The sequence below is a fragment of the Paenibacillus koleovorans NBRC 103111 genome (genome assembly GCF_004000845.1).
Taxonomy (GTDB): Bacteria; Bacillota; Bacilli; order Paenibacillales; family NBRC-103111; genus Paenibacillus_AA; species Paenibacillus_AA koleovorans.
In genome coordinates, this window is sequence record NZ_BIMA01000014.1 from 25,190 (window position 1) to 50,714 (window position 25,525).

Here is a 25,525-nt window from a genome sequence, read left to right on the forward strand (position 1 = left end):
AGGTCAGGGGTATGGAGAATCAAGCAAAATTCAGAGTAGCTATGATCGGAGCGGGCGGTAGAGCCAATGCGGTCATTTATCCGGCGCTCGCTTCGCTTCCGGATGTCGAGATTGCCGCCATTTGCGATATCGATCCGGCAGCTCTTGCGAAGACGGCCGATAAATACAATGTGGATCGCCGCTACGGGGAATCGATTGTGGATTACCAGCGCATGATTCAGGAGGTCAAGCCGGACGCCGTATTCGCAATTGGGCAGCCGCATTTGCAATATGATATATGGATGTGGTGCCTGCGGAGGGGAGTGAATCTGTATGTGGAGAAACCGCTCGGACTCACGATTCATCAGGCCCGAGCTCTTGCCTTGGTAGCGCAGCAGAACGGCAGCATCACCCAGGTGAGCTTCCAGCGCAGGAGCACGCCGATGGTGGCGCAGCTGCGTGAAGAGTGCCTGAAGCGGGGGCCGATCGTACATGCGGTATGCCGCTTCTATAAGTCGGAGATGAAGCCGTATCTAGGAGCACGCGATCGCATGATGGACGACTGTGTCCATTCCATTGATACGCTGCGCTGGATTTGCGGCGGAGAGATTGCCAAGATAGAGAGCCATTGCAAAAAGGTGCAGACGCCGGATATCAATTTCATCTCTGCGACCCTGCACTTCGATAACGGCGCTACAGGCTACTTGATCAACAGCTGGTCGAGCGGCAGAAGAATATTCTCCGTCGAGATGCATGCGCCGAATATTTGCGCCGAGGCGGAGCATGAGAACAAAGGCTACTTGTATGCCGACGGAGACACCAAGGGAATCGAATTCGACACAAGGCAAATAGCCGAAAGCAATGAAAGTTATGCCTACACAGGCGTAAAGGAGAAGTGTCGCGAATTTGTCGATTGCTGCCGGGAGGGAAGACAGCCCGGTTCCCATTTCGGGGATGCAGTGAAGACGATGGAAGTCGCCGAGATCATACTTGCGCAGTCCTTGTTGGCCGAGAGACGGGGCTGAGCGATAGTGGTGGAGAATATCGACGATTTTTATATGGAGATTTACCGGCTTCGCAATAGGATGATCGCAGATAAGTTCAGGCCGAAATACCATTTCTTGCCTCCGCAAGGCCGATGGAACGATATCAACGGGGCCACATTCAGGAATGGAAGATACCACCTGGGCTATCTGCAGAAGCTCAAGAACGGTCCGGGGAAGATGGATTTCTCCAGCTGGCAGCATATATCGAGCCGGGATTTGCTGCATTGGCAATATCACGAGCCCTATATGGACGAACCGTTGGAGGGCGAGAAGGGCGATTATTTCAACAGCGGCGATGCGATGGAAGGGGGAGAAACCCCTACAATCATTGCCAATATGCCGCGTAGAGGAATCTGTATTTATCAATGTCATGACGATAACCTGGATCGATGGGTGCCGCTGCCAGAGAACCCGGTCATCCCGATTGGTTCGGATTTGCCGGAGTGCAAGATATTTGATCCGTTTGCGTGGAAGGAGGGTGATACCTACTACATGCTGATGGGCAATAAGAACGAAAGGCCGGGCTATGAGGGCGACAGTACAAGTCTTCTGAAGTCCAAGGACTTGCGGCAATGGGAGTATATCGGCCCCTTCTACAAATCGGACCGCAAATGGACGCAAGAAGTCGAGGATTGTGCCTGTGCCGACTTTTTCCCCTTCGGCGACAAGCATATGCTGCTGATGCACACCCATCATCCTTTTTTTAAGTGCCAGTATTATATCGGCAAATATGAGAACGAGCAGTTTTATCCTGAGGTCAACGGACAGTTAAGCTATCCGGGGAGCGGAGTGTATGGACCCGAAACCTTAATCGATGACAAGGGCAGAAGAATTTTCTGGGCTACCATTCGCGATGCGAGAAATTACGAGGATGCGGGTTGGACCGCCATTATGACCTTGCCGTGGCTTTTTACTCCGCTGGAAGGAAACCGCTTACAAATTACGCCTGTAGAAGAATTGAAGCAGCTTCGTTATGACGAGCAGGTGATCGGGGATATTTCCCTATCCGCAGGGGATGAGGTTGTGTTAGAGGAGCTGTCCTCTGATTGCATGGAAGTCGCGATGTCGATCGAAGTCCGGAGCGCCGGCCAATTTGGATTCAAAGTGCTGTGTTCGCCGGATCAGGAAGAAGAAACGATTGTCGCGTATGATGCGAAGAGGCAGGCATGGGTGGTTGATTTTGAGCATGCTAGCAACGATCGTTCGCTGGGATATGCCCCCTATTTTCGAAACAAAAACCCGGAGCCAACTGAACAAGAGCTTGCGAAGCAGCACATCGTGCCATACGCATGGCCTGTAGGGAGTCCAGTATCGCTTGACTTATACGTGGACAAATCCGTAATCGAGCTATTTGTCAACGGTGAGCTCTGTATCGTACAGCGTATTTATCCGATGCGACCGGACAGCAAGCAATTCCGCTTGTTCGCTACAGACGGTGCAATCGCGGTGAAGAACATAATCAAGTGGGAAATGGAAGCAACTAATCCGTGGTGATATCGGATCCGCTTATAGGAGGTATACCGGTGACTCGAACGTTCAGAGTGGCAATGATAGGTGCGGGCAGCAGGGCAAAAGGCGCGTTTTTCCCGGCAATCGCTTCCATGGATGATGTTGAAATGGTGGCGATGTGCGATATCGATAAGGAAAGGCTGAACCTGTCAGCGGATCAATATGGGATCGAAGGTCGCTATGGGGATACGGTGCTCGATTACCGAAGAATGATCGAAGAAGTGAAGCCGGATGCCGTGTTTGCGATTGGACATCCCCATTTGATGTACGACATTTGGAGGTGGTGCCTGAACCGGGGTCTTCATTTGTTTATTGAAAAGCCGATGGCGCTAACGATTCACCAGGCACGCGCATTGACTTATGTGGCTAAGCAGAAAGGCTGCATTACGCAAGTCGGCTATCAGCGGAGAATTGCTCCAATGGCAGTGAAGCTGAGAGAGGAGTGCCTGAAGAGAGGGCCGATTACTCATGCGGTATGCCGGTTCTACAAGAACCAATTGAAACCGTCGCTTGGGGTGCAGAACCATATGACGGACGACATTGCGCACTCGATCGACACGCTTCGATGGATTTGCGGCGGGGAAGTCGTTAAGGTGGAGAGCGAAGTGAAAAGCATACAAACCTCAACCTACAGCTTCATATCGGGAACCCTCCATTTCGACAACGGCTCCACCGGTTATTTCATCAACAGCTGGTGCAGCGGCAGGCGTATTTTTGACATCGAAATTCACGCCCCGGGCATATGCGCGGAAGCGGAGTACGATAACAAAGGCTATCTATATGCGGACGGGGACACGAGAGGGATCGAGTTCGATGCCAAGGAGATTTCCGACAGCCGAGTGAACTACGTCTTCACAGGCGTTCATGCGAAGATCAGAGAGTTTGTAGACTGCTGTCGCGAGAACAGACAGCCTGGCTCCAGCTTCGAGGATGCGCTTAAGACGATGGAGGTTATTGAGATCATACAGGCGCAGGCGCTCTTTGCCGGGAAATAGATGGCAGGAAAATCCGCTTGAAAGAAGTGATAGGCATGCTGAGGGGAATACCTTCTATTATTTCTCCCGACTTGATGAATACGCTGATGAGAATGGGACACGGAGATGAAATCGTATTTGCAGACAGGAACTTTCCGGCTGATACATGCGGCAAGCGAGTTATTCGGGCCGACGGGCACTTGATTTCACATTTGCTGAGTGCGGTTTTACCCTACTTTCCGCTTGATCATGCTGTCCCTAACCCCGTTGCCGTGATGTCGCTTGTTGGCCATGATCAGGCGCCTCCAGTGTGGGATACGTATCGTAAGCTTTTAAGCGGGCAATCCGAGTCCTTTATCGATTTTGAATATGTCGAGCGTTTTGCTTTCTACGAGCGCGCCAGCCAAGCGTTTGCCGTTGTTTCGACGGGTGACCAGGCTTTTAAAGGAAATATTATTCTGAAGAAAGGTGTCGTTCGGGACTCATGATAATTCGGCAACTAGGCCAATCGGAGTTGAAGGTCAGTGTGCTCGGCATGGGCTGTTGGCAGTATGGCGGAGGAGCCTACTGGGGCGCACAGCTGCAGAAGGACGTGGACGAGGTTGTTCACCGGGCGTTGGATATGGGAATTAACTTCTTCGATACAGCCGAGGTTTATAATGACGGGGAAAGCGAGAGATCATTGGGGATTGCGCTGAAGGGAAAACGGGATCAGGTGATCATCGGAAATAAAGTGAGCACCTCGAATGTACGTCCTTCCGTTCTAAAGGAGCGCTGCGAGGCCAGTCTGAAGCGTCTGGGGACAGACTATCTGGATCTGTACATGCTGCATTGGCCGCTCAATCCAATATCCGCTAAACATTTTTCTGCCGATCCCGACGTAGTGAACCAGCTTCCTGGCGTTCAAGAAGTGTTCGAAGCGCTATTCAGTCTTCAGAAAGAAGGAAAAATTCGCCATATCGGGATCAGCAACCATGGCGTCCAGCAAATGAAGGAGGTTCAAGCCACCGGGGTCCCGGTTGTTACGAACGAGCTTCCTTATAATTTGGTATCAAGAGCGATTGAGGAGAGCATTCTGCCTTATTGCGTACAGAATCATATTGGGGTAATCGGCTACATGCCGCTGGCCCAAGGGCTGCTTGCAGGAACCTATCCAACCTTGGACGATATGAAGCCGATGCAAACCAGATCAAGACATTTCCACCATAGCAGAGGGGAAGGTACCCGACATGGCGAGGAAGGCGCAGAAGCCGAATTGGCAATCGCTATCCAGGAGATTCAGGAGCTGGCTGAAGAGATTGGAACCGATATCCTGACTCTATCGCTGGCGTGGACTGTAGCGAACGAAGCCATTACATCGACCATTGTCGGTTCGCGTAATGTCAAGCAGCTGGAAGCGAATATTCGAGGTGCGCTGTACCCGATTACCTCCGACGTTAAGGCCAGATTGAATGAAATTACAGAACCGGTTCTACGCAAGCTGGGCTCCAATCCCGATTATTACGAAAATCGCAGCAACAGCCGGGTTTATTAAGAGCCGTATGACCGGTTGCCGAGATCCTCTATATACGGGAGTTATGGACCAAACATGGAGATCTCGGCTTTTTCATCAAGTGCGAAATTGGCAGCGCCTAAAGCTCCGCCAATCTCCTTCAATTTGTTAACCTTCACTTCCGTACCTGCGGCCAGCGAATGCATCGCTCTTCTATGCATGACCTCGGTAGCCGTTTGTACAAACAGAGGACTGGAGTTCGGAATGCTGCCCCCTAAAATGATCGCTTCCGGATTAATGAGATTGACCAGATTAGCCATGACAATCCCTAAATAGGACGCAGCCATTCTGATAACGGCCGCAGCCGATTCATCTCCTTGTTCTGCGGCTAGGCATATATCCGTCGCTCTAACCAGCTGAAGATCGTAGTTCCGGTCCTGCTTGCTGTAATTGATGCCACGGGATCTGACATGCTTGCGGAATTCCTGCTCAATGGCAGAAGCGCTTGATAACACATGCAAACAACCGTTATTTCCACAAGGGCATAACGGTCCATCCGGTTCGACCGTGGAGTGGGCTATCTCTCCTGCGCCTCCTCGGGTGCCCGGCAGTAACCGCCGATCGATATAGATTCCGGCCGCGATTCCCGATCCGATGCCAATATAGATCTGGTTCGTATATTGCTGACCGGAGCCATATCGGCATTCAGCCAGCCCTCTCGCCCGATGACGATTGATGATGACGGATGTCCAACCGATTTTCTTACTTACGATAGTTCCGAGATTTATATTATTCCATCCCAGTTCAGGGACGCTTCGGATCGTGCTGTGATCCGCATCGACCAGGCCTGGAGCTCCTATTCCAAGCAAGGGAACGGGGGGCTTGTCCAATTGACGGGCAAAAGGAATGATTTCTTCAAGTAGAGTCTGGATCGTTTCTTCGGCTGTTGGGTTGGCTACAGGAATCGTAATCTTCCTGTGGACTTCTCCGGTAGGATCGAATGCGGCAAGCGTCCATGCTCGATTAGCAAAGTCCGCCCCGAGAACATAACAAGAATTCGGAACCAACTCCAGAAACGTGGCAGGTCTGCCGCCAGTGGAATACCGCTCGGTTGTTTCCTGGACGATGTTCATTTGGATCAGCTCCGCGATGGAGAGCGAGATGGTAGCTCTGCTTAAACCGGTTAGCCGCGTGAGATTAATCCGTGAGACCTTTCCCATCATCCGGATCGTTTGAATGATTTTTAATTTACTTCCCTTTTGGTCGTTCATTTCAGCGTTTCCATTCATAGTAAGCGGCATCTCTTTCGTAAATGTTTATTTTTAGGATAGGTTGTACAAGTTCGTCTGTCAATCCTGTTGTGAAGCGCAAGACGGGTATGCTCAGAAATAGTAAGAAAGGAAGGTACCCATGAAAATTGACTCGATCGAATTATTCAAAGTGCCTCCACGCTGGCTGTTTCTAAAGATGACGACGGACGACGGCTTGGTTGGCTGGGGCGAGCCAGTCGTGGAAGGCCGTGCCGATACCGTTCTTAAGGCGGTGGAAGAGCTATGCCCATATTTGATCGGTCAAAATCCGATGAGGATTGAGGATTTATGGCAGGTTATGTACCGAGGCGGCTTTTACCGCGGAGGCCCTGTTCTGACCAGTGCCATGTCAGGGATCGAGCAGGCGCTATGGGACATCAAGGGCAAATATTATAACGCTCCGATCTATGATTTGCTGGGCGGCGCCTGTCGTGAACGCATTCGCGTCTACAACTGGATCGGCGGCGACCGGCCGAACGACGTATCCGCTGCGGCTCGCAGACAGATAGAAGCCGGCTTTACAGCGGTCAAGATGAACGGGACCGAGGAGCTCCATTACATTGATTCCTTCGACAAGGTCGAAGCCGTGCTCGAGAGAGTCGCTGCCGTCCGCGAAGTGGGCGGGAACAGCTTTGGTATCGGTATTGATTTTCATGGACGGGTGCATAAAGCGATGGCCAAGGTGTTGGCCAAGGAGCTGGAGCCGTTCCGACCGATGTTTATCGAGGAGCCGGTGCTTCCGGAGAATAATGAAGCTTTGAAGGAAATCGCCAAGTATACGTCGGCGCCCATCGCGACAGGGGAGCGGATGTATACACGGTGGGGATTCAAGGAGCTGTTACGACAGGGCATCGTCGACATCATCCAACCCGACGTCTCTCATGCTGGCGGCATCCTGGAGACGCGCAAGATTGCGGCAATGGCTGAGGCCTACGATGTGGCGCTTGCGCCGCATTGCCCGCTGGGACCGATTGCGCTAGCGGCTTGTCTGCACGTGGACGCCTGCTCGCCGAATGCCTTCATCCAGGAACAGAGCTTGGGCATTCATTACAACCAGGGCAGCGACTTGCTAGACTACCTTTTCAATCCCCAAGTATTCCGCTACAGCAACGGCTTCGTTGAAATCCCTCAGGCCCCGGGACTGGGTATTGAGGTGAACGAAGAGAAGGTTCGCCAGATGGCCCAGGTCGGTCATAACTGGAAAAACCCGATATGGCGCAATGCTGACGGTACCGTTGCTGAGTGGTGAGAGATGTTATGGATTCCAATAATGGGAACATCACCCTATTCTCTCGATAGTTAGTTTAAATACATTCATAAGATCTCTATTTTAGCTGAAAAATTACTTATTATTTTGGTTTGTTATTTCGAATATTGACATATCTAACTTTGGCTGCTATAATGAAAGGGGACCAACAACTACATTTTGCACGGAAAGGGGGTGTGTGCTTTTACATATTTCACTTTATGAAAGTGGTTACAATGCTGGGCAGGGGTCGCTAAATAAAAGGGGGGGTTCCATGGAGAACATTGACGATTTTTATATGGACATCTACCGGCTTCGCAATAAGATGATCGCAGATAAGTTCAGGCCGAAATACCACTTCTTGCCTACGCAAGGCCGATGGAACGATATCAACGGGGCCACATTCTGGAATGGAAGATACCACCTGGGCTATCTGCAGAAGCTCAAGAATGGTCCGGGGAAGAGAGATTTCTCCAGCTGGCAGCATATATCCAGTCGGGATTTGCTGCATTGGCAATATCACGAGGCCTACCTGGACGAACCGTTGGAAGGGGAAAAGGGCGATTATTTCAACAGCGGCGATGCGATGGAAGGGATGGAGATTCCCACCATCATTGCCAATATGCCGCGAAGAGGAATTGTTATTTATCAATGTCATGACGATAACCTGGATCGATGGGTACCGCTAGCAGAGAACCCGGTCATTCCGGTCGGTTCGGATTTGCCGGAGTGCAAGATCTTTGATCCGTTCGCCTGGAAGGATGGCGACACCTATTACATGCTGATGGGCAATAAAAATGAGAGGCCGGGCTACGAGGGCGATTGTACGAGTTTATTGAAGTCCAAGGACTTGCGGAAATGGGAATATATCGGCCCCTTCTACAAGTCGGACCGCAAATGGACGAAAGAAGTCGAAGACTGTTCCTGCGCTGACTTTTTCCCCTTCGGCGACAAGCATATGCTGCTGATGCATACGCACTTTCCCTATTTCAAGTGCCAGTATTATATCGGCAGGTTTGAGAACGAGCAGTTTTATCCCGAGGTCCACGGACAGTTGAACTATCCGGGGAGCGGAATGTTTGGACCCGAGACCTTGATCGATGACAAGGGCAGGAGAATTTTCTGGGGTACCATTCGCGATTCGAGAAGATTCGAAGATACAGGCTGGACCTCCATCATGACCTTGCCGTGGCTGTTCACTCCCTTGCCTGGCGACCGCTTGCAAATTACGCCTGTAGAAGAATTGAAGCAGCTGCGTTATGACGAGCAAGTGATCGGGGATATCGCCCTGTCCGCAGGGGAGGAGGTTGTTATCGAGGAGCTGTCCTCGGATTGCATGGAAGTCGTGATGTCGATCGAAGCCCCAAGCGCCAACCAATTTGGATTTAAGCTACTATGCTCGCCGGATCAGGAAGAGGAAACGATATTCACGTACGATAAAGAGCGGCAGGAATGGATTGTTGATTTCGCGCATGCGAGCACCTCCAAGTCGCTTGGCTACGGCGGCAGCTATCGCTTTAATGAAACGGAACAAACCGAACAAGAGCGAGCGAGGCTGCATATCGTTCCGTATGCCTGGCCAGAAGGGAAACCGGTATCGCTCGACATCTTTGTCGATAAATCCGTAATCGAGGTGTTCGTCAACGGCGAGATCTGTATTGTGCAGCGCGTGTACCCGATGCGTCAGGACAGCAAGCAATTCCGCTTGTTCGCTAAGGACGGCGCGGTCGTGGCGAAGAACGTTAACAAATGGGAAATGAGAGCAACGAATCCTTGGTGATCCTCGCAATAATCGTAACGGCTTCTTCACATCAAACCCAACAATAAGACTAGAAGCAGACACACTTCATGAAAGCGCTTAACTTTTCGACGGGGTACCTGCAGACTTAGGAATATTCAACTAGTCACTATTTTTAGGGGGATGCGATATGAAAAGAATGTTGCTTGCTGTATTGTCGAGTATCATGGCAATCGCGCTTATATCGGGGTGCGGGGGGACGAATTCCGGCAGCGAAGGCGGAGAGGTTCAAGCTTCAGGATCGCCTACGCCGAAGGCGGCTCCCAAGCCTGTGGTTGAAGGTCCGGTAACGGTAACCTTCTTGTCGTCTACGGGGCCATGGCCGGAAGAATCGTTTCAGAAATACGTAGCGGAGCCGGTCAAGAAGAAATATCCGAATATTACGGTGAAGCGGCTCGATCCGGGCCAAAAAGGATCGTCTATCACGGAATTGATCGCAAGCGGAGCTATTCCCGATATCGTCTCGGTGTACACCGGGCAATTTCAGCAATATAAAACGGCCGACATAATCGGAAACATGGATGAGCGTCTCAAGCTGCATCAATTCGATTCGAGCCGAATCATCCCCGATGTATGGGAGTCCGGGAAAACGGCGGTCGCAACTTCCTATATCGCGGCCCTCCCGCTATATCGCAGCGCCAATCTGTTGTATTACAACAAAGATTTGTTCGACAAGTTCGGCGTCGGCTATCCGAAGGATGGAATGACGTATGAAGAGGTCCGGGCATTGGGGAATAAGCTGAACCGTGAGGATGGCGGCGTGTCCTACCGCGGCTTCCACCCTGATAAACCAAGCTCCGGCAGAGGACAATTCGGCCTGCAGTATTACGACCCGGCAACCAATAAATCGGCGATGAACACGTCAGCGTGGCAGGAGTTCTTCCGCTATTGGGAAGGCCTGTGGGATTACGTGCTCCCGGCTAACATAAGCGTGTTCGATTCGTTCCTGAACGGTCAGCTGGCGATGAGAACCGGCGGCAGCAACAACATCCTGAAGACGATCAATCAGGCGAAATTCAATTGGGACGTGGTAACGGTTCCGCAAAGTCCGAAAAAACCCGGCTATGCGGGTTCGGCGATGGTCATGGGTTTTGTGACCAAACAGAGCAAAAATGCGGATGCGGCCATGCTGGTGCTTGAAACGATTTTATCCGACGAAGTGCAAATGGATTTGAGTAAAAACGGTCTTGTTCCGGTGATCCAGTCGAAAGCGGCCCAGGATGCCTTCGGTACGGACATCAAGGAATTGAAGGAAAAAAACATGAAGGCGGTCTTCATGCTGAAGGAGCTTCCGGCATCGGCGCCTAGTATCGTAGAGGGCAAGGACTCTACAATCATGCAAAATGCGTTCCAAAAAGTGATCAATAAACAAGCCGACATTAACACGGCTCTTCGCGAAGCTGACGAAGAACTTAACAAAGCGCTTTCAGAAGCATCCAAGTAGATATTTATTTTCATCATTAGGGTTAAGAAGTCACTTATCTTAAGGAGGGGTATGCGGTATGAAAAAAATGTGGATGGTTGTATTATCGAGTATCATGGTGTTCACTCTCTTGGCAGGCTGCAGCGGCGCGGGTTCCGGCAAAGAAAGCAGCGGAACTACTCCGTCAGGGTCGCCAGCATCGTCGACGGCACCGAAGCCTGTGGTTGAAGGTCCGGTAACGGTAACGTTCTTGGCCACCACGGGACCTTGGCCGGAAGAATCGTTCCAGAAATTCGTAGCGGAACCGGTCAAGAAGAAATACCCGAATATTACGGTAAAGCGGCTCGATCCGGGCCAAAAAGGATCGTCTATCACGGAGCTGGTCGCAAGCGGCGATATTCCCGATATCGTATCGTTGTATGCCGGACAGTTCCAGCAATATAAAAGCGTAGACATTATCGGAAATATGGATGCGCTGCTTAAAGCTCACCAGTTCAACACGGGCCGCATTACTACCGATGTATGGGAAACGGGGAAGATGGCAGTAGGCACTTCCCATATCGCGGCCATTCCGCTGTATCTCAGCGTCAGTCTGTTGTATTACAACAAGGATCTGTTCGACAAGTTTGCGATCGGCTATCCGAAAGACGGGATGACGTATGACGAGATCAGGGCGCTCGGGAACAAGCTGAATCGGGAGGATGGCGGTGTGTCCTACCGTGGCTTCCACCCCGATAATGCGATTTTTGGCAAGGAAATAGCCGGCTTGCAGTTCTACGATCCAGCAACGAATAAAGCCACGATGAACACACAGAAATGGCAGGATTTCTTCCGCTTCTGGGAAAGCCAATGGGATTTTAACTTCCCGACCTCGGGCAGCGTGTTCGATGTGTTCCTGAACGGCCAGCTGGCGATGAGAACCGGCGGCAGCAACAACATCTTGCGGACGATCAATCAATCGAAATTCAATTGGGACGTAGTCACGGCTCCTCAAATGCCAAGCAATCCGGGTTATGTGACCGGCTATTCTGGTAGGGTCATGGGCTTTGTAACCAAACAGAGCAAAAATCAGGATGCCGCCATGCTCGTGCTGGAAACCATTTTGTCCGACGAAGTGCAATTGGCTATGAGCAAAAATGGGCTTGTTCCGGTGCTTAATTCGAAGCCGATCCAGGATGCCTTCGGGTCTGACTTCGAAGCGTTGAAGGGGAAAAATATGAAGGCGATCTTTATGCTCAAGCAAGCTCCGCCGATAACGCCAAGCATTGTGGAAGCATCGGAAACTAAAATCCTGCAGACGGCTTTCACGAAAGTGGTCACTAAGCAAGCTGATATTAACACGGCCCTTCGCGAGGCCGACGAGGAAATGAATAAAGCTCTTACGGAAGCGTTGAAAAAATAGACATCGTTCGTTGAGACGGTTAAATAAAAGATGGACAGGAGTGGTTCGAAACCATGAGCAATTCGCAGCTACAACCCAAAACGCTATTATTTTTTGACGATCAACTACTGAGCCTCAGACACAACATGATTCGCAAGATCGGCCAGCCGGAGCTTCTCTCCGTTTACCGCGATCCGAACCTCAATTTGCAATTTTCGTATCCGTCTGTCTTTCGGGATGAAGCAACGGGGATGTGGCGGATGATCTACCAAGGGAACAACATCCCCGCGAAGGGCGAAAAGCGGCAAAGGGTGGCTCTTGCGGCCGATAGCGAAGACGGAGTGAACTGGGCTCCCCGGAATACGACTGACGATATCCAACTGGATGACAGGCTGGCGGACAATCAGGTGCTGCCAACTGCTCGCTTCCTGGAAATGTGCGCTTGTTACATCGATCCCCACGCGATACCTTCCGAACGGGTGAAGGGGTTGTCGACATACCGTCGCGACGAGTCGGAGGGCAAGGGCATCGGGACCAGGCTATGGGTGTCGCCGGATGGAATCCAATGGAAGCTCAAGGAAGGAGTCGAGTGGCAAAAGGATGGGACGGATCCCAACTGGTCCGTGTTCTGGAATGAGATTCGGGAGAGCTACGTATTCACTAGCAGGCCCGCCAACAACGATCGGCGCGTTGTCGTGTATGAGACGAAGGACTGGAGCGATTACTCCAAGCCTGAGCTGCTCTTCCAAGCCGATTCACAGGATACGCCGAACGCTGAAATATACGGGATGCCGGTCGTGCCGTACGAAGGTCACTATATCGGATTGTTGTGGATGTTTCATACCACCACCGATATTAATCAGTATCACTCCCGCAAGTATGTCAACGGAAAAATCGATTGCCAGTTGGCATACAGCTTTAACGGCTGGCATTTCCAGCGGAGCCTCCGCGATCCGTTCGTCTCGAACGGAGGTCCCGGAGAACCGACGGGAGGCTGTGTGTTCCCCTCCTCCATCGTACAGAGAGAGGATGGCTCGCTCCGAATATATGCGGCAGCCAGCCGGTTCGAGCACGGCAACAACAACGCTCCGAACAATGGCTCCATCGTTACGTACCAGATGCGGCAAGACGGTTTCGTATATCTGGAAGCCGGCGGCGGAGAAGGCATCGTCCGCACGAGGCCGATTTATTTGAGGGACGGCGAGGTTACGGTCAACGTCCAGAGCGAAGGCGGTCGTGCCCGGGCACAGATCATCGATTTCACGGAATCGGCCGATCCCCAGAAAGGGGAAGTGCTTAAGGGCTACTCGCTTGACGAGAGCATCCCCTTCACGTCCGACAGCACATCGTGGGAGCCGCAGTGGAAGGACGGCAAGTCGTTGCGCGACCTCGTAGGGAGAACGATTATGATCGAGCTTCACCTTGTGAACAGCAGATTGTATGCATTGCGCGGCGACTTCCGCGTGTTCTTCAGCGGAGCGGGCCGCAGCGGTTAACCCGATTACAGTCTCGCAGACGCGAACGCTCCTCATGAATTCCCCCTTTGGTAAGAAGGGGGATTTTCGTGCACCTCGGTGCAGGGAGAAGATCCGATTGCCGGCCCGATCCATGGGACTATTGAAGAAGGAGTGGAACAAATAGATGTCATCGTTGAAGCTGGCCGTTACCGATAGGTACATGAATTTGCCCGTCAAAAACAATGCAAGCAAAACCTTCATCCGTTTCTATTCGGACGAAAGTTTGGTTAGGGAATTTAATATCGAGCTGACCGATGGGGAGCCGGACTTTTGGGTTTTCAGCGATCTTCGGGAATACTTGGGACAAACTTTGGAAGTTAAGCTCGAGGGCTATAAAGGAAAGACTGATTTGGCCGATCTTATCCTTCTAAGCGACACTATAAAAAACAGGGAGGATATATACAGCGAAAAATACCGCCCTCAGCTGCAGTTCACATGCAAGCGGGGGTGGCTCAACGATCCCAATGGACTGGTTTATTACAAGGGGGAGTATCATCTTTTTTATCAGCATAATCCGTACGGGATAAAGTGGGGAAATATGCATTGGGGCCACGCAGTGAGCGAGGATCTGGTGCATTGGGAAGAGCTGGAGATCGCGCTTTATCCTGACGAGCTGGGAACCATGTTCTCGGGCTCCGCTATAGTGGATCATCATAATACTACTGGATTTCAGACTGGCGAAGAAAGCCCGTTGGTGCTTATTTATACGGCGGCAGGCAATGAAGCTCCGAGATCCAAGGGTGTGGCTTACACCCAATGCCTTGCTTACAGCAACGACCGCGGCCGAACCTGGACGAAATATGAGCATAATCCCGTTCTAGGAAATATAATCGGGAATAATCGTGATCCGAAGGTGTTGTGGCATGAGCCCACTCAGAAATGGGTCATGGCCTTATATCTAGATAAAAATGACTTTGCTTTGCTTACCTCTCCAGATCTTAAGGAATGGGAAAAAACTTGCGATATTCACTTCCCGAACGGGCGAGAGTGTCCTGAGCTTTTCGAGCTTCCAGTTGACAACGATCGTAATCAGAAAAAGTGGGTCTTCTGGGAGCCGAAGGGAAGCTATATGGTCGGAAGCTTTGATGGGAAGACGTTTATTCAAGAAAGCTTAGTTTCCTGCAATCATTTCGGCCCGCATTACTATGCCGCCCAGACTTGGAGCGGTATTCCCGAAGAAGACGGGCGGTTGATCCAGACCGCTTGGTCTAGAACCCATTTGCCCGGCATGCCATTTAACAGCTTCTTGACCTTTCCCTGCACATTGTCTTTAAGAACAACACCCGAAGGGCTTCGACTCTGCTATTACCCGGTGAAGGAAATCGAGAAGCTGCATGCAAAGCTATACACGTATGAAAATATGAATCTGAATGGCGAAAAAATGCTGCAGACGAACATAGAGGCAGAGCTACTTGATCTAAACGCCGAAATGGAAGTCGGATCGGCTTCGGAGATCCATCTCCTTGTCAATGGCATTCAAATCGTTTACAAGCTATTGGAAAAAAGGTTGATTTGCCAGGATGTCTCCGCTTCCTTCGAGCATAAAGAGGGAAAGGTCAGCTTCAGAGTGCTGGTAGACCGAACCGCAATCACCATATTTGGCAATGGCGGAGAGCTCTATATGCCGGTAGGAATCATGCCGAATCAGAATACCCGATCCGTTGATGTATTCGTCAGAGGGGGCAGCGCCCGATTGGTTTCGATGGCCATTTCAGAAATGAACAGCTGCTGGCAAGCTGCGCGGGAGGGCAAATGACTATGAATGCGCAGTTTACCAGTCTGTAAATATCAAAAGAATCTATTATCAACCTCCAAATAATCCACAACCGCGGGAAGGGGAATAACTATAGAATATTAATGTGTAAGCGCTTAGAAACGGAAAGGGGCAGAGGCGAATGAATGGCAGTCAGGCAGTCAACGAAATATTGGCGCGGGAAATAATTCGCAGCAAGCCAGATTATTTCTTATATGTCCCCAAGCACTTCGATGGTTCGGCGAGGGATTCCAAGAATGAGCACATCCTAGTATTCGAGGGGCCGGACGGATCCATGATGGCGGTATGGACCCAGGGCGACAATTCCCCCGCGATCGGTACGCAGATCAACCGGTTGATGTTTGCCAGATCCGACGACGACGGGGTGACTTGGACCGAGCCGAGACGTCTGGTAGGCCCGGAAAGCGATCTTGATCCGACCTATATGGCAAGCTGGGGATTCCCAATCGTTTCGGCATCCGGTCGCATATATGTCATATACAACCGTTACCAGGGAGTGGGCGGTTGGGTACACATGCACACCGGTGTTATGGAGGGGATCTACAGCGACGATTACGGTGCGACTTGGTCCAACCCGCAAAATATCCCGATGCCCGTCAGCCAGTACGATGACCCCGAAGGGAAGATTCCGGGCGAATGGATTGTATGGCAAAATCCGACTCGCGCTCTCAGAGGCGGCTATATCGTTGGATATACGCACTGGCTAAATCAAGCAAGGGCGTATTATAAGAAGATCGAGGCTTGGACGCAGACGGAATCTGTAGTGGAATTCATGAGATTTGAGAACGTCGATGCCAATCCTGAGCCGCAAGATTTGTGCGTCCGTTATTCGGCATGGGGCGATAAAGCGTTGCGTGCACCGTACTATAAAGACCCTCTCTTAAGTATTGCGCAGGAGCCCAGCATGGTACGGTTGCCTGATAACCGTTTATTCTGCGCCATGAGGTCCAATAGCGGTTATATCTGGTACAGTCTGTCGAACGATGACGGGGAGACGTGGTGCAACCCAAGGCCGCTCTTGCGAAAGGATTACGGGCAACCTATCCTTCAACCGGTAAGCTGCTCTCCAATCTACCAGCTGTCCGATGGCCGATATGTTCTGCTGCACCATAACAACCGAGGTGATCTTGGCATCAACAAGGAAGCGACCTACGGTCCGCGTTATCCGGCCTATCTGGCTCTAGGAGAATTCCGTTCCGAGGCGGATCAGCCTATATGGTTCAGCGAATCGAAGGAATTCCTGCACCATGATGGAGTTAGCGCCAACGGCATCAAGTTCGGCGAACCAGGCGCTCTCCGTTGCAACGATATCGGGGTGTACAGCAGCTTCACCACCCGCAACAATAACAATGTGCTCTGGCATGCGGATCGCAAGTTCTTCTTGGTGGGCAAACGGGTAACCGACGAATTTCTCGCGGATCTTGTGGTTCCGAAATTTTAAAATGGGGGCAAACGGCCATGATTCGCATACCGACAAGACAAGTTCATTTGGATTTCCATACTTCGGAGTTCATGCCGGGCGTAGGGGAACAATTTGATAAGCTTAACTTCCAGAATGCGTTGAAATTGGGGCGGTTAAACTCCATCACCATTTTCGCCAAATGCCATCATAGCTGGAGCTACTATCCTACCGAGGCCGGGATGATGCATCCGACTTTATCGTTCGATTTGACCGGCGCCATGATAGAAGCGGCCCATGAAATCGGGGTCCGCGCGCCGGTGTACATTACGGTCGGGTGGTCGTCTAACGATGCGGAAAATCATCCCGAATGGGTGGCGAGGAAAAAGGATGGTTCCGTGTTTACAACGGGCGGTTATGATTTAAAGGCCAAACCCCAAGATAAACGTGGCATCGTATCCTGGAAATTTTTGTGTCCGAATGGAGGATATGCAGACTTAATTTATGCCCAGACTCGGGAAATTTGCGAACGGTACGCCGAGCTGGACGGATTGTTCTATGATATATGCTTTCGTCCGTGTTGGTGTGAGTCCTGCCTGGAAGGCATGAAACGGGAAGCCCTTGACCCAGATAAGGATGAGGAGGCCAACCGATATAACCGCCTGAAATGGCAGAGGTTGATGACGGAATGCACTAGCATTTTAAGAGAACGTCATCCGGAGGCAACTATCTTTTTCAACGGCGGAGCCGATCCCTACGCACCGGAATGGCATGCCTGGCAGTCTCATTTTGAGCTGGAGGATCTTCCCACTACTTGGGGCGGCTACGATAAGATGCCGCCGAGGGCCAAGTTCTTCGCGCGAACCGGCAAAGATTACGTCGGACAGACCGGAAAGTTCCATACGATGTGGGGGGAATTCGGCGGGTTCAAGCCGTCAGCCGCGTTGCGATACGAATGTGCAGCCATGCTGACCTATGGTGCCCGCTGTGAAGTCGGCGACCAGATGCATCCGGGCGGGGAAATGGATCTCGAAACGTACCGGCTGATCGGGGAAGCCTACCAATATGTGGAGAAAATTGAGCCGTGGTGCTTTGATGCGGAAGAGACGACCCGTCTCGGTATTTATCTTTCCGGCGAGAAGAAAACGGATGAGGGGTTAGTCAAGATTCTTCTTGAGGAGCAAATGGATTTTGATATCGTTTTGCCCGATGAGGAGCTTGTTCGCTACGATTGTCTCATCCTCCCGGATCGAATTTCTTTGGACGAGACGGAAGCCGGCCGACTCAATCGATTCATAGAGAACGGCGGCGGCGTGTTGTTAACCGGACAAAGCGGTTTGAACAAAGGAAAGACCCAATTCATGGTTGATATCGGAGCTCATTATCAAGGGCCCTCGCAATATGAAAATGATTATTTGCAGCTTCAAAATTCGGAGCTGGCCGCCGGCCTAATTACGAGCCCGTTCTTATTTTATGAAGCCGCCGAGCAGATTTGGACGACGGACGCCGAAATACTCGCCGCTGTCCGGGAGCCTTATTTCAACCGTACTTACAGCCATTATTGCTCCCATCAAAATACCCCTTACACGCTTGATACACCCAAACAGGCGGGGGCGGTACGAAGAGGAAACGTTATTTATTTGGCGCATCCGGTCTGCAAGCTTTATTTTGAGCACGGAGCTCAATTCCATCGCGATTATTTCATTCAGGCGCTTGAATTGATCTATCGGCAGCCCGCGATGAGGGTAACGATGCCCAGCTCGGGGCGCGCCCGATTTGTGGATCAGCGTCACGAAGCAAGATACGTCCTTCATCTTCTATATGCAACGCCGATTCAGCGCGGCCGGGTGCAAGTCATTGAAGATCTTCCGCCTCTGTACGATGTACCCGCAACATTGCGCGTAGATAAAACGATTAAAAAGGCGTATTTGGCGCCGCAAGGAATCGAAATCCCGTTCCGTCAGGAGCAAGGTGTGGTCAGTCTAGTGGTTCCTAAAGTGGAATGCCATCAGATCGTCGTATTGGATTACTAGAGTTTATTCGGGAGGAACTTATGCAGGAATCTTGGCGCCAGTATTTTCGTATAGGCATTAATCATCATTTGTTGTTTCCCGACACTTTCGAGTCGGTAGAGGCGCACCTCCGATCATTGCCGGAGGTGCTGGCCTACCCGGAGTTCGAAGTCGTTGATATGTTCATCCCCGAAGAGGGGAATACGGCCAAGCTCGAGGGCGAATACGTCGCACGCAGCGGCAAAGAGCCGGTATATAATTGCCCGCTGATGACTGGCCCCGGACGCAATCCCCATAGCCCCGATCCATCGGTGCGACTGGCTACCCAGGGGGAAGTGATTCGACATTTGCGGCGCGCGCAGCAGATTGGCGCCCGCAAGGCGGTGGTTGCAAGCGGAGCCAACCCCAGGCCTGAAGAACGAGAGCAGCAGACGGCATGGTTCGTCGATTATTTATCGGTTTTGTGCGCCGTCGTACCGGATATCGAGCTGCTAATCGAACCGTTCGACACGTCCATCGGCAAAAATTTGTTAATCGGGCCGACCCGCGAAGCAGCAGAGGTTGTCAGGCAGGTGAAGGAAAGGGGACTGTCCAACATCGGGTTGCTCATCGATATGGGTCATGTGCCGCTTATGGGAGAAACGTTCGCGCAGTCGCTTCAAGACGGGGGCGCGTATGTCCGACATATTCACCTCGGCAGCTGCGTGATGAGGAATCCGGCTAACCCTCTCTATGGAGACATGCATCCGCCATGGGGCTATGAGGACGGGGAACACGACGTACCGGAGCTTATCCAATTTCTGAAGGCGCTTTTCGCTGCGGGGTACCTCGGCGGGGCTGAACGGCCAACGGTAACGCTCGAGATGAGGCCGTATCCCAACCTAGGGGAGCGGGCAAGCGTAGACATATTTTTAGACAAGCTTGAACAAGCATGGAAGGCGCTTTGAAGCCCATTAGGAGGCACAGAAGATGAAATGGATGGTTCGCGTAGATATGGAGGGTGTAACAGGCGTCGTCAACATGCAGCAGGTTACCCCCGGCGGAGAATATTACGAATTCGGCAAATCCATGATGATGCATGATTTGATTGCCGTACTGGAAGGTCTGCTTCAAGAAGAGAATGACGAGGTTTGGTTGTATGATATCCATTTTTACGGTACGAATGTGGACTTGAATCGGCTCGATCCGCGCGTGACGGCTATTTGCGGCAAACCGCATTATTCTCCTGAAAACCGAACCTTCGTGGACCCGTCCTTTGACGGCGTAATTCTATTAGGTCTTCACGCCAAAGCGGATACGCCGGGGGCGTTGCTTAACCATAATTACGAGCACGATATTATCAAGATGTCCGTGAATGGGTTAGTTGTTGGCGAAATCGGCCTGGAAGCGCTGTTGGCCGGTGAAGCCGGGGTACCGCTCGTCATGGTGACCGCCGATTCGGAGGGCGTCAAGGAGACGGAGCAGCTGCTCCCGGGAACGATCGCAGTAAGCGTGAAAGAGTCTTTGGGCGAAACGGCCGCGGCCTGTTATCCGCCATCCAGGACCGAGTCGTTGCTCCGTTCGGCAGCCGCAAAGTGCGCGAGTGTAAGCCGGGAATTAAAGCCCTTCGTTATAGAGGGACCAATCGAGCTGGATATGCGCTTTAAGGCAGGAGCGCTTCTCGATAAAGTAAGGGGGCAGCTGCCGAATGCCTTTGTTGCCCCCGACCGTCTGCTGCTGCATGGAAACAATGTGGCTGCAGCCTGGGAGTTATACTTGAAGGCCAAATCATAGCAGCTTCAACATAGAGAGGAGCCAATTCTTTTGATTAACAGCGTCAAGCAAAAGCTGAGGAACGGGGAAACCGCAACGGGCTGTTTTATCGGGTTTTACGCGCCATCCATCGTGGAGATGATCGGAGCAAGCGGATTTGATTTCGTGGTCATTGATAACGAGCATGGGCCCTTTAGCTGGTCGGAAGTGGAAGAAATGATTCGAGCTGCACAGCTCTCAGGAACCGTTCCGATTGTTCGCGTCGGTTATGATGCCTCCGATATTCAAAAAGCGCTCGACCGGGGTGCTTACGGACTTCATGTTCCGATGGTCAATACGAAGTCGGACGCCGTGGAAACGGTACTCCAGGCCAAATTTCCTCCTGCGGGCAAACGAGGGGTTGCGTATTCCACACGCTCCGCCTTATACGGAAAGCTCGGAGGTCCGGATTATTTGCAGCAATCGAACGACCAGATCCTGGTAGCCGTGCATATTGAAACGATCGAAGCGGTTGATAACATAGACGAAATCATGAGTGTGGAGGGCATTGACGTGTGTTACATTGGGCCGACTGATTTATCGGTCACGATGGGCTACGCCGCAGAAGGCCCGAATCACCCTGAGGTCAGGAAGGCGATGGATCGCGTGCTGGAAAGCGGCCGCAAACACGGCGTTACCGTGGGCATTCAAGCCGGCAATGCGGAGACGCTAGTCTCGCAATTGAACTGGGGGGCGGGATATGTCGGGGTTGGCATTACATCCTTCATGCAGTCCGCTTTTAACGACATTGTAAATGCCGGAAAGACGTTCTCGAAATAATACGTGGAAGCTCGGGTAGGTATATCCGTTTAACTTGAACAGGAGGTACACGGCATGAAAATCGGTTTCATCGGACTGGGGATTATGGGCAAACCGATGGCCATTCATCTGGTGAACGCCGGATATTCGGTAAGCGTATATAATCGCAGTCAAGCTGCTGTAACGGAACTGGTTCGTTTGGGGGCTGTCCCATTCGGCAGCTCGAAGGAAGTGGCAGAGGTCTCCGATGTGATCATTACGATGCTCCCGGACTCGCCGGAGGTCGAGGAGGTAGTCCTGGGACCTTCCGGCGTGCTGGAAGGGATTTCGGCAGGGAAAATCGTCATCGATATGAGCTCCATCAGTCCGTCAACCTCTCAAATGATCGCCGCTCGCCTGACGGAGCGCGGGGCTTACTTTCTGGATGCTCCGGTTAGCGGAGGGGAAATTGGAGCGATTGAAGCGAAGCTGGCTATTATGGTTGGCGGCCCCGAGTCTGTCTTTGATCGGGTTAAGCCGATCCTGGATAAGATGGGAACCTCTATTACCCGGGTTGGAGAGGTAGGCGCAGGCAATACGGTGAAGCTGATCAATCAGATGATAGTCGCAATGAATATTGCCGCGCTATCGGAAGCGATGGCATTCGGCGTGAAGGCCGGTGTCGCTCCTGCTACTGTTTATGAGGCCATTCGGGGCGGATTGGCCGGCAGTCGCGTCATGGAAACCAAAACGAACGGTATCGCCAGTGAAACGTTTAAGCCTGGATTTCGGATGGAGCTGCACGTGAAGGACCTTCGAAACGCCGTAGCTGCGGGCATGGAGCTTGAGGCGAACGTGAAGTTCACCCGGGAAGTGCTGACTATTTTCGAGCAGCTGGCCGAGCAGGGATATAGCAAAGAGGATCACAGCGCCTTCTACCGGTTTTATAAATAAAAGAGAAGTGAAGGAGAGTCGACAATCATGAAGCATTTCGCCGTTTTCCTACCTATGCTTGATGCGGCCAAAAGCCAACAATACCGCGCGGAGCACCTTGAATATCTTGCCAAACGACGAAGCGAAGGGAAAATTTTTGCGAACGGCCGATTCGTAGACGGGGCTGGCGGACTTGTCATTTACATGGCCGACTCGCAAGATGAAGTGCAGGACATTGTGAATCAGGATCCCTACGTGATTCAGCAAGCCAGAGGCTACGAAATCCATGAATGGGACATCGTCACGGAAGCGGTTCTCCCCGATAAAAGCAAATAAACGAACCAGAGTGGATAAGAAGCAACAAGAAAGGATGATAACGTTGGCCGTACAAACACCCGCAATGGATCGGCGCAATCTTGTAACCGGTTTTCCCATTCCCAATGAAAAATATTGTGATCAGCCATATGTTGTTATTACAAAGGACGGTAACTGGTTGTGTGTTCTGACGACAGGCGGCGGTCACGAGGGGGACGGCGATCAGCATATTGTGGCTACGATCAGCCAGGATCAAGGCAAAACCTGGTCGGAGCCGATCGATATCGAACCATCCGGCCCGCCTGAGGCCTCATGGGTTACTCCAATGATCGTGCCGAGCGGCAGAGTATACGCATTCTATACGTATAATAGCGAAAACCTTCGTGAAATTATTGCCGACACCGAATATGCTCGCAGACGCGTCGATACATTGGGCGATTTCGCCTTCAAGTACTCCGATGATCATGGTCGAACCTGGTCGAAGGAAAGATATATCATTCCGGTTCGAGCCTTCGATATCGATAACGCCAATCCTTATCAGGGAAGGGTCCGATTTTTCTGGAGTGTGTCCAAACCGATGGTACATAAGGATTCCGTGTATATCGGCTTGTCCAAGGTAGGGGGATTTGGCGGCGGATTTATGAAGACCTCGGAAGGCGCTTTCGTGCGGAGCGACAATATGCTGTACGAGACGAACGCCTCCGCGATCCGTTGGGAGACGCTTCCCGAGGGTACAGTCGGTTTGCGATCCCCTGCCGGTCCAATTGCGGATGAGCATAATTTGGTGAGCTTAAGGGACGGCAGCCTGTACTGCACCTATCGTACGGTGGAAGGCCATAACTGCCATGCGTACAGCCGCGACGACGGCCGAACCTGGACCCCGCCCGAATACGCCGTGTATTCGCCTGGAGGCAGACGAATCAAACATCCGCGCGCGGCCAATTTCGTTCGGAAATTCAGCAATGAGAAGTACTTGCTATGGTTTCATAACCATGGCCGGAATTTAGCGGATAATCCGTCCGCTGCCTATGAGGGCCGAAACCCGGTATGGCTTGCGGGCGGGGTGGAGAAGGACGGCTATATTCACTGGTCGCAGCCGGAAATTCTGTTGTATGGCGACGAGCCGAGCGAACGGATGAGCTACCCCGACTTCATCGAAACGGAAGGGCGTTATTTCGTAACCGAAACGCAAAAAACGATTGCGAGGGTGCACGAGATCGATCCGACTCTGTTGCAGGGATTATGGAGTCAGGCTGAGTTGAATACGACGTCGAGGGCGGGTTTGGTCCTCGAGCTGGGGGAGGAGCAGTGCCAGGCCGGAGAAGTTCGGGCTGCCCTGCCCGCTTGGCCCGAGCTCAAGCAGAACGGAGGGTTTTCCCTCGAATTCTGGCTCCGGTTCGACAAGCTCGTCATAGGACAAAGCCTCTTCGATACAAGAAATGAAGCGGGGGTTGGCGTTTTTGTCCACACTACAGACAGGGAGACGGTAAAAATCTCGCTCTGCGACGGCAGAACGGAATCTTCCTGGGAAAGCGACAAGGGGAGGCTTGCTCCGAATCAGCTCCATCATCTGGTCATCACCGTTGATGAGGGCGCCAAAATTATCACATTCCTGATTGACGGCGTACTATGCGACGGCGGGACGGAACGAGATTATGGCTTTGGCCGATTTAGCCGTGATTTGCGAAGCGTTAACGGGGCTCCGGTTGCCGCGATTGGATCGTCATTAGCCGGCAAGCTTTACTCTTTTCGAGTGTACAATCGGTATTTGAGAACGTCCGAGTCGGTCGGCAACTATCAGGCTGGATATAGCGGGGCTGATACCGTATGAAAGGCATCGTCTGTGAACAGCCCGGCCAGTTCAGGCTTGTAGAAATGGAAGAGCCGGCGTTCGTGCCTGGAGAAGCGATCATACGGATTAAGAGGATCGGGATTTGCGGTACGGATCTGCATGCATATAGGGGGAATCAACCTTTTTTTCAATACCCTCGGGTGCTCGGTCATGAACTTGCAGGTGTCATTGAAGAAGTTGGAGAGAATACGGCAGGATTTCGCAAAGGGGATCAAGTTAGCGTGATCCCTTATTTACACTGCGGAGCTTGTATCGCCTGTCGCAATGGAAAAACAAACTGCTGTACAGCAATGAGAGTCCTTGGAGTTCATAAAGACGGGGGCATGAGGGAGCTTATTTCCGTTCCAGTTAGTCTATTGATCAAGACGGAAGGTTTGACGCTCGATCAAGCTGCCATATTGGAGCCGCTCAGTATCGGTGCGCATGCCGTACGAAGAGCTGCGGTTCGGTCTGGAGAAACCGTGCTTGTTATCGGTGCGGGCCCTATCGGGCTTGGAGTAATGGCTTTTGCCAAGCATTGCGGCGCGACTGTTATCGCCATGGATATTAATCAAGAACGTTTGGACTACTGCGTTCGATGGGCGAACGTCGATCAAACGATCCATGCTCTGGATCAGCCTGTCGAACAGCTGACGGCCATTACGGATGGTCATTTTCCGACAGCCGTATTTGATGCGACGGGAAATGCTCGATCGATGACGGAATCGTTTCGTTATGTAGCGCATGGAGGTACATTGGTTTTTGTCGGATTGGTGAAATCGGATATAACGTTCAACGATCCTGAATTCCATAAGCGAGAAATGACCCTTATGGGCAGCCGGAACGCTACGAAGTCGGACTTCGAGCATGTACTTGAAGTGGTCCGAACTGGCCGTATCGACGCGGATCGATATGTCACCCATCGAGCTCCGTTTACAGCTATGATCGGGCAATTTGACAACTGGCTAAAACCGGAATCCCAGGTAATTAAGGCAATGGTGGAGCTGTAAGAGGGACGCGCGCCTATGGTGGAGAACTTTATCACTTTCAGAAGGGA

20 protein-coding genes and 1 pseudogene are annotated in these 25,525 nt (G+C 51.8%); 20 read left to right on the top strand and 1 reads right to left on the bottom strand.

All coding sequences use genetic code 11. The features are described 5' to 3' along the window. The first annotated feature begins 11 nt into the window (after positions 1 to 11). Genes PKO02S_RS06725 through PKO02S_RS06745 form a run of 5 tightly spaced genes read left to right on the top strand, consistent with a single transcriptional unit; the run spans position 12 to position 5,042 of the window. Positions 12 to 1,004, top strand: a complete 993-nt coding sequence (locus PKO02S_RS06725; RefSeq protein ID WP_127580336.1) for a Gfo/Idh/MocA family protein — start codon at positions 12 to 14, stop codon at positions 1,002 to 1,004. A gap of 6 nt (positions 1,005 to 1,010) precedes the next feature. After that, a complete protein-coding gene (locus PKO02S_RS06730) occupies positions 1,011 to 2,519 on the top strand; it encodes a glycoside hydrolase family 32 protein (RefSeq protein ID WP_127580337.1) in 1,509 nt (502 codons plus the stop codon). 29 nt (positions 2,520 to 2,548) lie between these two features. After that, positions 2,549 to 3,529 carry a Gfo/Idh/MocA family protein gene (locus PKO02S_RS06735; protein WP_218033909.1) on the top strand — a complete coding sequence of 327 codons (981 nt, stop codon included), beginning with the start codon at positions 2,549 to 2,551 and terminating at the stop codon, positions 3,527 to 3,529. Between the two features lie 35 nt (positions 3,530 to 3,564). Further along, positions 3,565 to 3,996, top strand: coding sequence for an RbsD/FucU family protein (locus tag PKO02S_RS06740; RefSeq protein WP_127580406.1), 432 nt, complete (start codon positions 3,565 to 3,567; stop codon positions 3,994 to 3,996). Further along, positions 3,993 to 5,042, top strand: coding sequence for an aldo/keto reductase (locus tag PKO02S_RS06745; protein WP_127580338.1), 1,050 nt, complete (start codon positions 3,993 to 3,995; stop codon positions 5,040 to 5,042). Before PKO02S_RS06740 ends, PKO02S_RS06745 begins: the two co-directional genes overlap by 4 nt. Before the next feature lie 41 nt (positions 5,043 to 5,083). Here PKO02S_RS06745 and PKO02S_RS06750 read toward each other — a convergent pair whose 3' ends face one another. Continuing rightward, positions 5,084 to 6,271, bottom strand: coding sequence for an ROK family transcriptional regulator (locus PKO02S_RS06750; protein WP_246066864.1), 1,188 nt, complete (start codon positions 6,269 to 6,271; stop codon positions 5,084 to 5,086). 139 nt (positions 6,272 to 6,410) lie between these two features. On the opposite strand from PKO02S_RS06750, the gene dgoD reads away from it, so the two are divergent. From dgoD to PKO02S_RS06825, 15 genes and pseudogenes are all read left to right on the top strand, one after another. Further along, positions 6,411 to 7,559, top strand: a complete 1,149-nt coding sequence (gene dgoD, locus PKO02S_RS06755) for a galactonate dehydratase (protein WP_127580340.1) — start codon at positions 6,411 to 6,413, stop codon at positions 7,557 to 7,559. Positions 7,560 to 7,830: 271 nt separating this feature from the next. Further along, complete coding sequence (locus tag PKO02S_RS06760; protein WP_127580341.1) at positions 7,831 to 9,336, top strand: glycoside hydrolase family 32 protein; 1,506 nt, start codon at positions 7,831 to 7,833, stop codon at positions 9,334 to 9,336. Between the two features lie 148 nt (positions 9,337 to 9,484). Beyond that, the gene (locus tag PKO02S_RS06765; protein ID WP_127580342.1) at positions 9,485 to 10,798 is read left to right on the top strand and encodes an extracellular solute-binding protein; all 1,314 of its coding nucleotides are present in this window, start codon (positions 9,485 to 9,487) and stop codon (positions 10,796 to 10,798) included. 58 nt (positions 10,799 to 10,856) lie between these two features. Next, the gene (locus PKO02S_RS06770) at positions 10,857 to 12,179 is read left to right on the top strand and encodes an extracellular solute-binding protein (RefSeq protein ID WP_127580343.1); all 1,323 of its coding nucleotides are present in this window, start codon (positions 10,857 to 10,859) and stop codon (positions 12,177 to 12,179) included. Between the two features lie 53 nt (positions 12,180 to 12,232). Further along, a complete protein-coding gene (locus PKO02S_RS06775; protein WP_127580344.1) occupies positions 12,233 to 13,654 on the top strand; it encodes a glycoside hydrolase family protein in 1,422 nt (473 codons plus the stop codon). 145 nt (positions 13,655 to 13,799) lie between these two features. After that, entirely contained in the window at positions 13,800 to 15,431 is a 1,632-nt protein-coding gene (locus tag PKO02S_RS06780; protein WP_127580345.1) for a glycoside hydrolase family 32 protein, read from the top strand. A 139-nt stretch (positions 15,432 to 15,570) separates the two neighbouring features. Continuing rightward, on the top strand, positions 15,571 to 16,890 hold the full coding sequence (locus tag PKO02S_RS06785; protein WP_127580346.1) for a sialidase family protein: 1,320 nt from the start codon (positions 15,571 to 15,573) through the stop codon (positions 16,888 to 16,890). A gap of 17 nt (positions 16,891 to 16,907) precedes the next feature. Next, on the top strand, positions 16,908 to 18,881 hold the full coding sequence (locus PKO02S_RS06790) for an alpha-amylase family protein (protein ID WP_127580347.1): 1,974 nt from the start codon (positions 16,908 to 16,910) through the stop codon (positions 18,879 to 18,881). Between the two features lie 20 nt (positions 18,882 to 18,901). Continuing rightward, on the top strand, positions 18,902 to 19,807 hold the full coding sequence (locus PKO02S_RS06795; protein WP_164821329.1) for a sugar phosphate isomerase/epimerase family protein: 906 nt from the start codon (positions 18,902 to 18,904) through the stop codon (positions 19,805 to 19,807). 22 nt (positions 19,808 to 19,829) lie between these two features. Next, a complete protein-coding gene (locus PKO02S_RS06800; RefSeq protein ID WP_127580349.1) occupies positions 19,830 to 20,633 on the top strand; it encodes a M55 family metallopeptidase in 804 nt (267 codons plus the stop codon). Between the two features lie 30 nt (positions 20,634 to 20,663). Continuing rightward, a complete protein-coding gene (locus tag PKO02S_RS06805; protein ID WP_127580350.1) occupies positions 20,664 to 21,431 on the top strand; it encodes an HpcH/HpaI aldolase family protein in 768 nt (255 codons plus the stop codon). A gap of 51 nt (positions 21,432 to 21,482) precedes the next feature. Then, positions 21,483 to 22,343: pseudogene (locus PKO02S_RS06810) on the top strand (2-hydroxy-3-oxopropionate reductase); the annotation flags it as partial. Positions 22,344 to 22,370: 27 nt separating this feature from the next. Continuing rightward, positions 22,371 to 22,658: a YciI family protein gene (locus PKO02S_RS06815; protein WP_127580352.1), complete on the top strand. Its 288-nt coding sequence runs from the start codon at positions 22,371 to 22,373 to the stop codon at positions 22,656 to 22,658. A gap of 157 nt (positions 22,659 to 22,815) precedes the next feature. Further along, on the top strand, positions 22,816 to 24,468 hold the full coding sequence (locus PKO02S_RS06820; RefSeq protein WP_164821330.1) for an exo-alpha-sialidase: 1,653 nt from the start codon (positions 22,816 to 22,818) through the stop codon (positions 24,466 to 24,468). Further along, positions 24,465 to 25,478: a zinc-binding alcohol dehydrogenase family protein gene (locus tag PKO02S_RS06825; protein WP_127580354.1), complete on the top strand. Its 1,014-nt coding sequence runs from the start codon at positions 24,465 to 24,467 to the stop codon at positions 25,476 to 25,478. Before PKO02S_RS06820 ends, PKO02S_RS06825 begins: the two co-directional genes overlap by 4 nt. Positions 25,479 to 25,525: the final 47 nt, after the last annotated feature.

Excerpts from the sequence above, each read along its gene's own strand:
- PKO02S_RS06725 (WP_127580336.1), top strand. The coding sequence starts at position 12 with ATGGAGAATCAAGCAAAATTCAGAGTAGCTATGATCGGAGCGGGCGGT.
- PKO02S_RS06740 (WP_127580406.1), top strand. The coding sequence starts at position 3,565 with ATGCTGAGGGGAATACCTTCTATTATTTCTCCCGACTTGATGAATACG.
- PKO02S_RS06745 (WP_127580338.1), top strand. The coding sequence starts at position 3,993 with ATGATAATTCGGCAACTAGGCCAATCGGAGTTGAAGGTCAGTGTGCTC.
- PKO02S_RS06750 (WP_246066864.1), bottom strand. The coding sequence starts at position 6,271 with ATGAACGACCAAAAGGGAAGTAAATTAAAAATCATTCAAACGATCCGG.
- dgoD (WP_127580340.1), top strand. The coding sequence starts at position 6,411 with ATGAAAATTGACTCGATCGAATTATTCAAAGTGCCTCCACGCTGGCTG.
- PKO02S_RS06760 (WP_127580341.1), top strand. The coding sequence starts at position 7,831 with ATGGAGAACATTGACGATTTTTATATGGACATCTACCGGCTTCGCAAT.
- PKO02S_RS06765 (WP_127580342.1), top strand. The coding sequence starts at position 9,485 with ATGAAAAGAATGTTGCTTGCTGTATTGTCGAGTATCATGGCAATCGCG.
- PKO02S_RS06770 (WP_127580343.1), top strand. The coding sequence starts at position 10,857 with ATGAAAAAAATGTGGATGGTTGTATTATCGAGTATCATGGTGTTCACT.
- PKO02S_RS06775 (WP_127580344.1), top strand. The coding sequence starts at position 12,233 with ATGAGCAATTCGCAGCTACAACCCAAAACGCTATTATTTTTTGACGAT.
- PKO02S_RS06780 (WP_127580345.1), top strand. The coding sequence starts at position 13,800 with ATGTCATCGTTGAAGCTGGCCGTTACCGATAGGTACATGAATTTGCCC.
- PKO02S_RS06785 (WP_127580346.1), top strand. The coding sequence starts at position 15,571 with ATGAATGGCAGTCAGGCAGTCAACGAAATATTGGCGCGGGAAATAATT.
- PKO02S_RS06790 (WP_127580347.1), top strand. The coding sequence starts at position 16,908 with ATGATTCGCATACCGACAAGACAAGTTCATTTGGATTTCCATACTTCG.
- PKO02S_RS06795 (WP_164821329.1), top strand. The coding sequence starts at position 18,902 with ATGCAGGAATCTTGGCGCCAGTATTTTCGTATAGGCATTAATCATCAT.
- PKO02S_RS06800 (WP_127580349.1), top strand. The coding sequence starts at position 19,830 with ATGAAATGGATGGTTCGCGTAGATATGGAGGGTGTAACAGGCGTCGTC.
- PKO02S_RS06815 (WP_127580352.1), top strand. The coding sequence starts at position 22,371 with ATGAAGCATTTCGCCGTTTTCCTACCTATGCTTGATGCGGCCAAAAGC.
- PKO02S_RS06825 (WP_127580354.1), top strand. The coding sequence starts at position 24,465 with ATGAAAGGCATCGTCTGTGAACAGCCCGGCCAGTTCAGGCTTGTAGAA.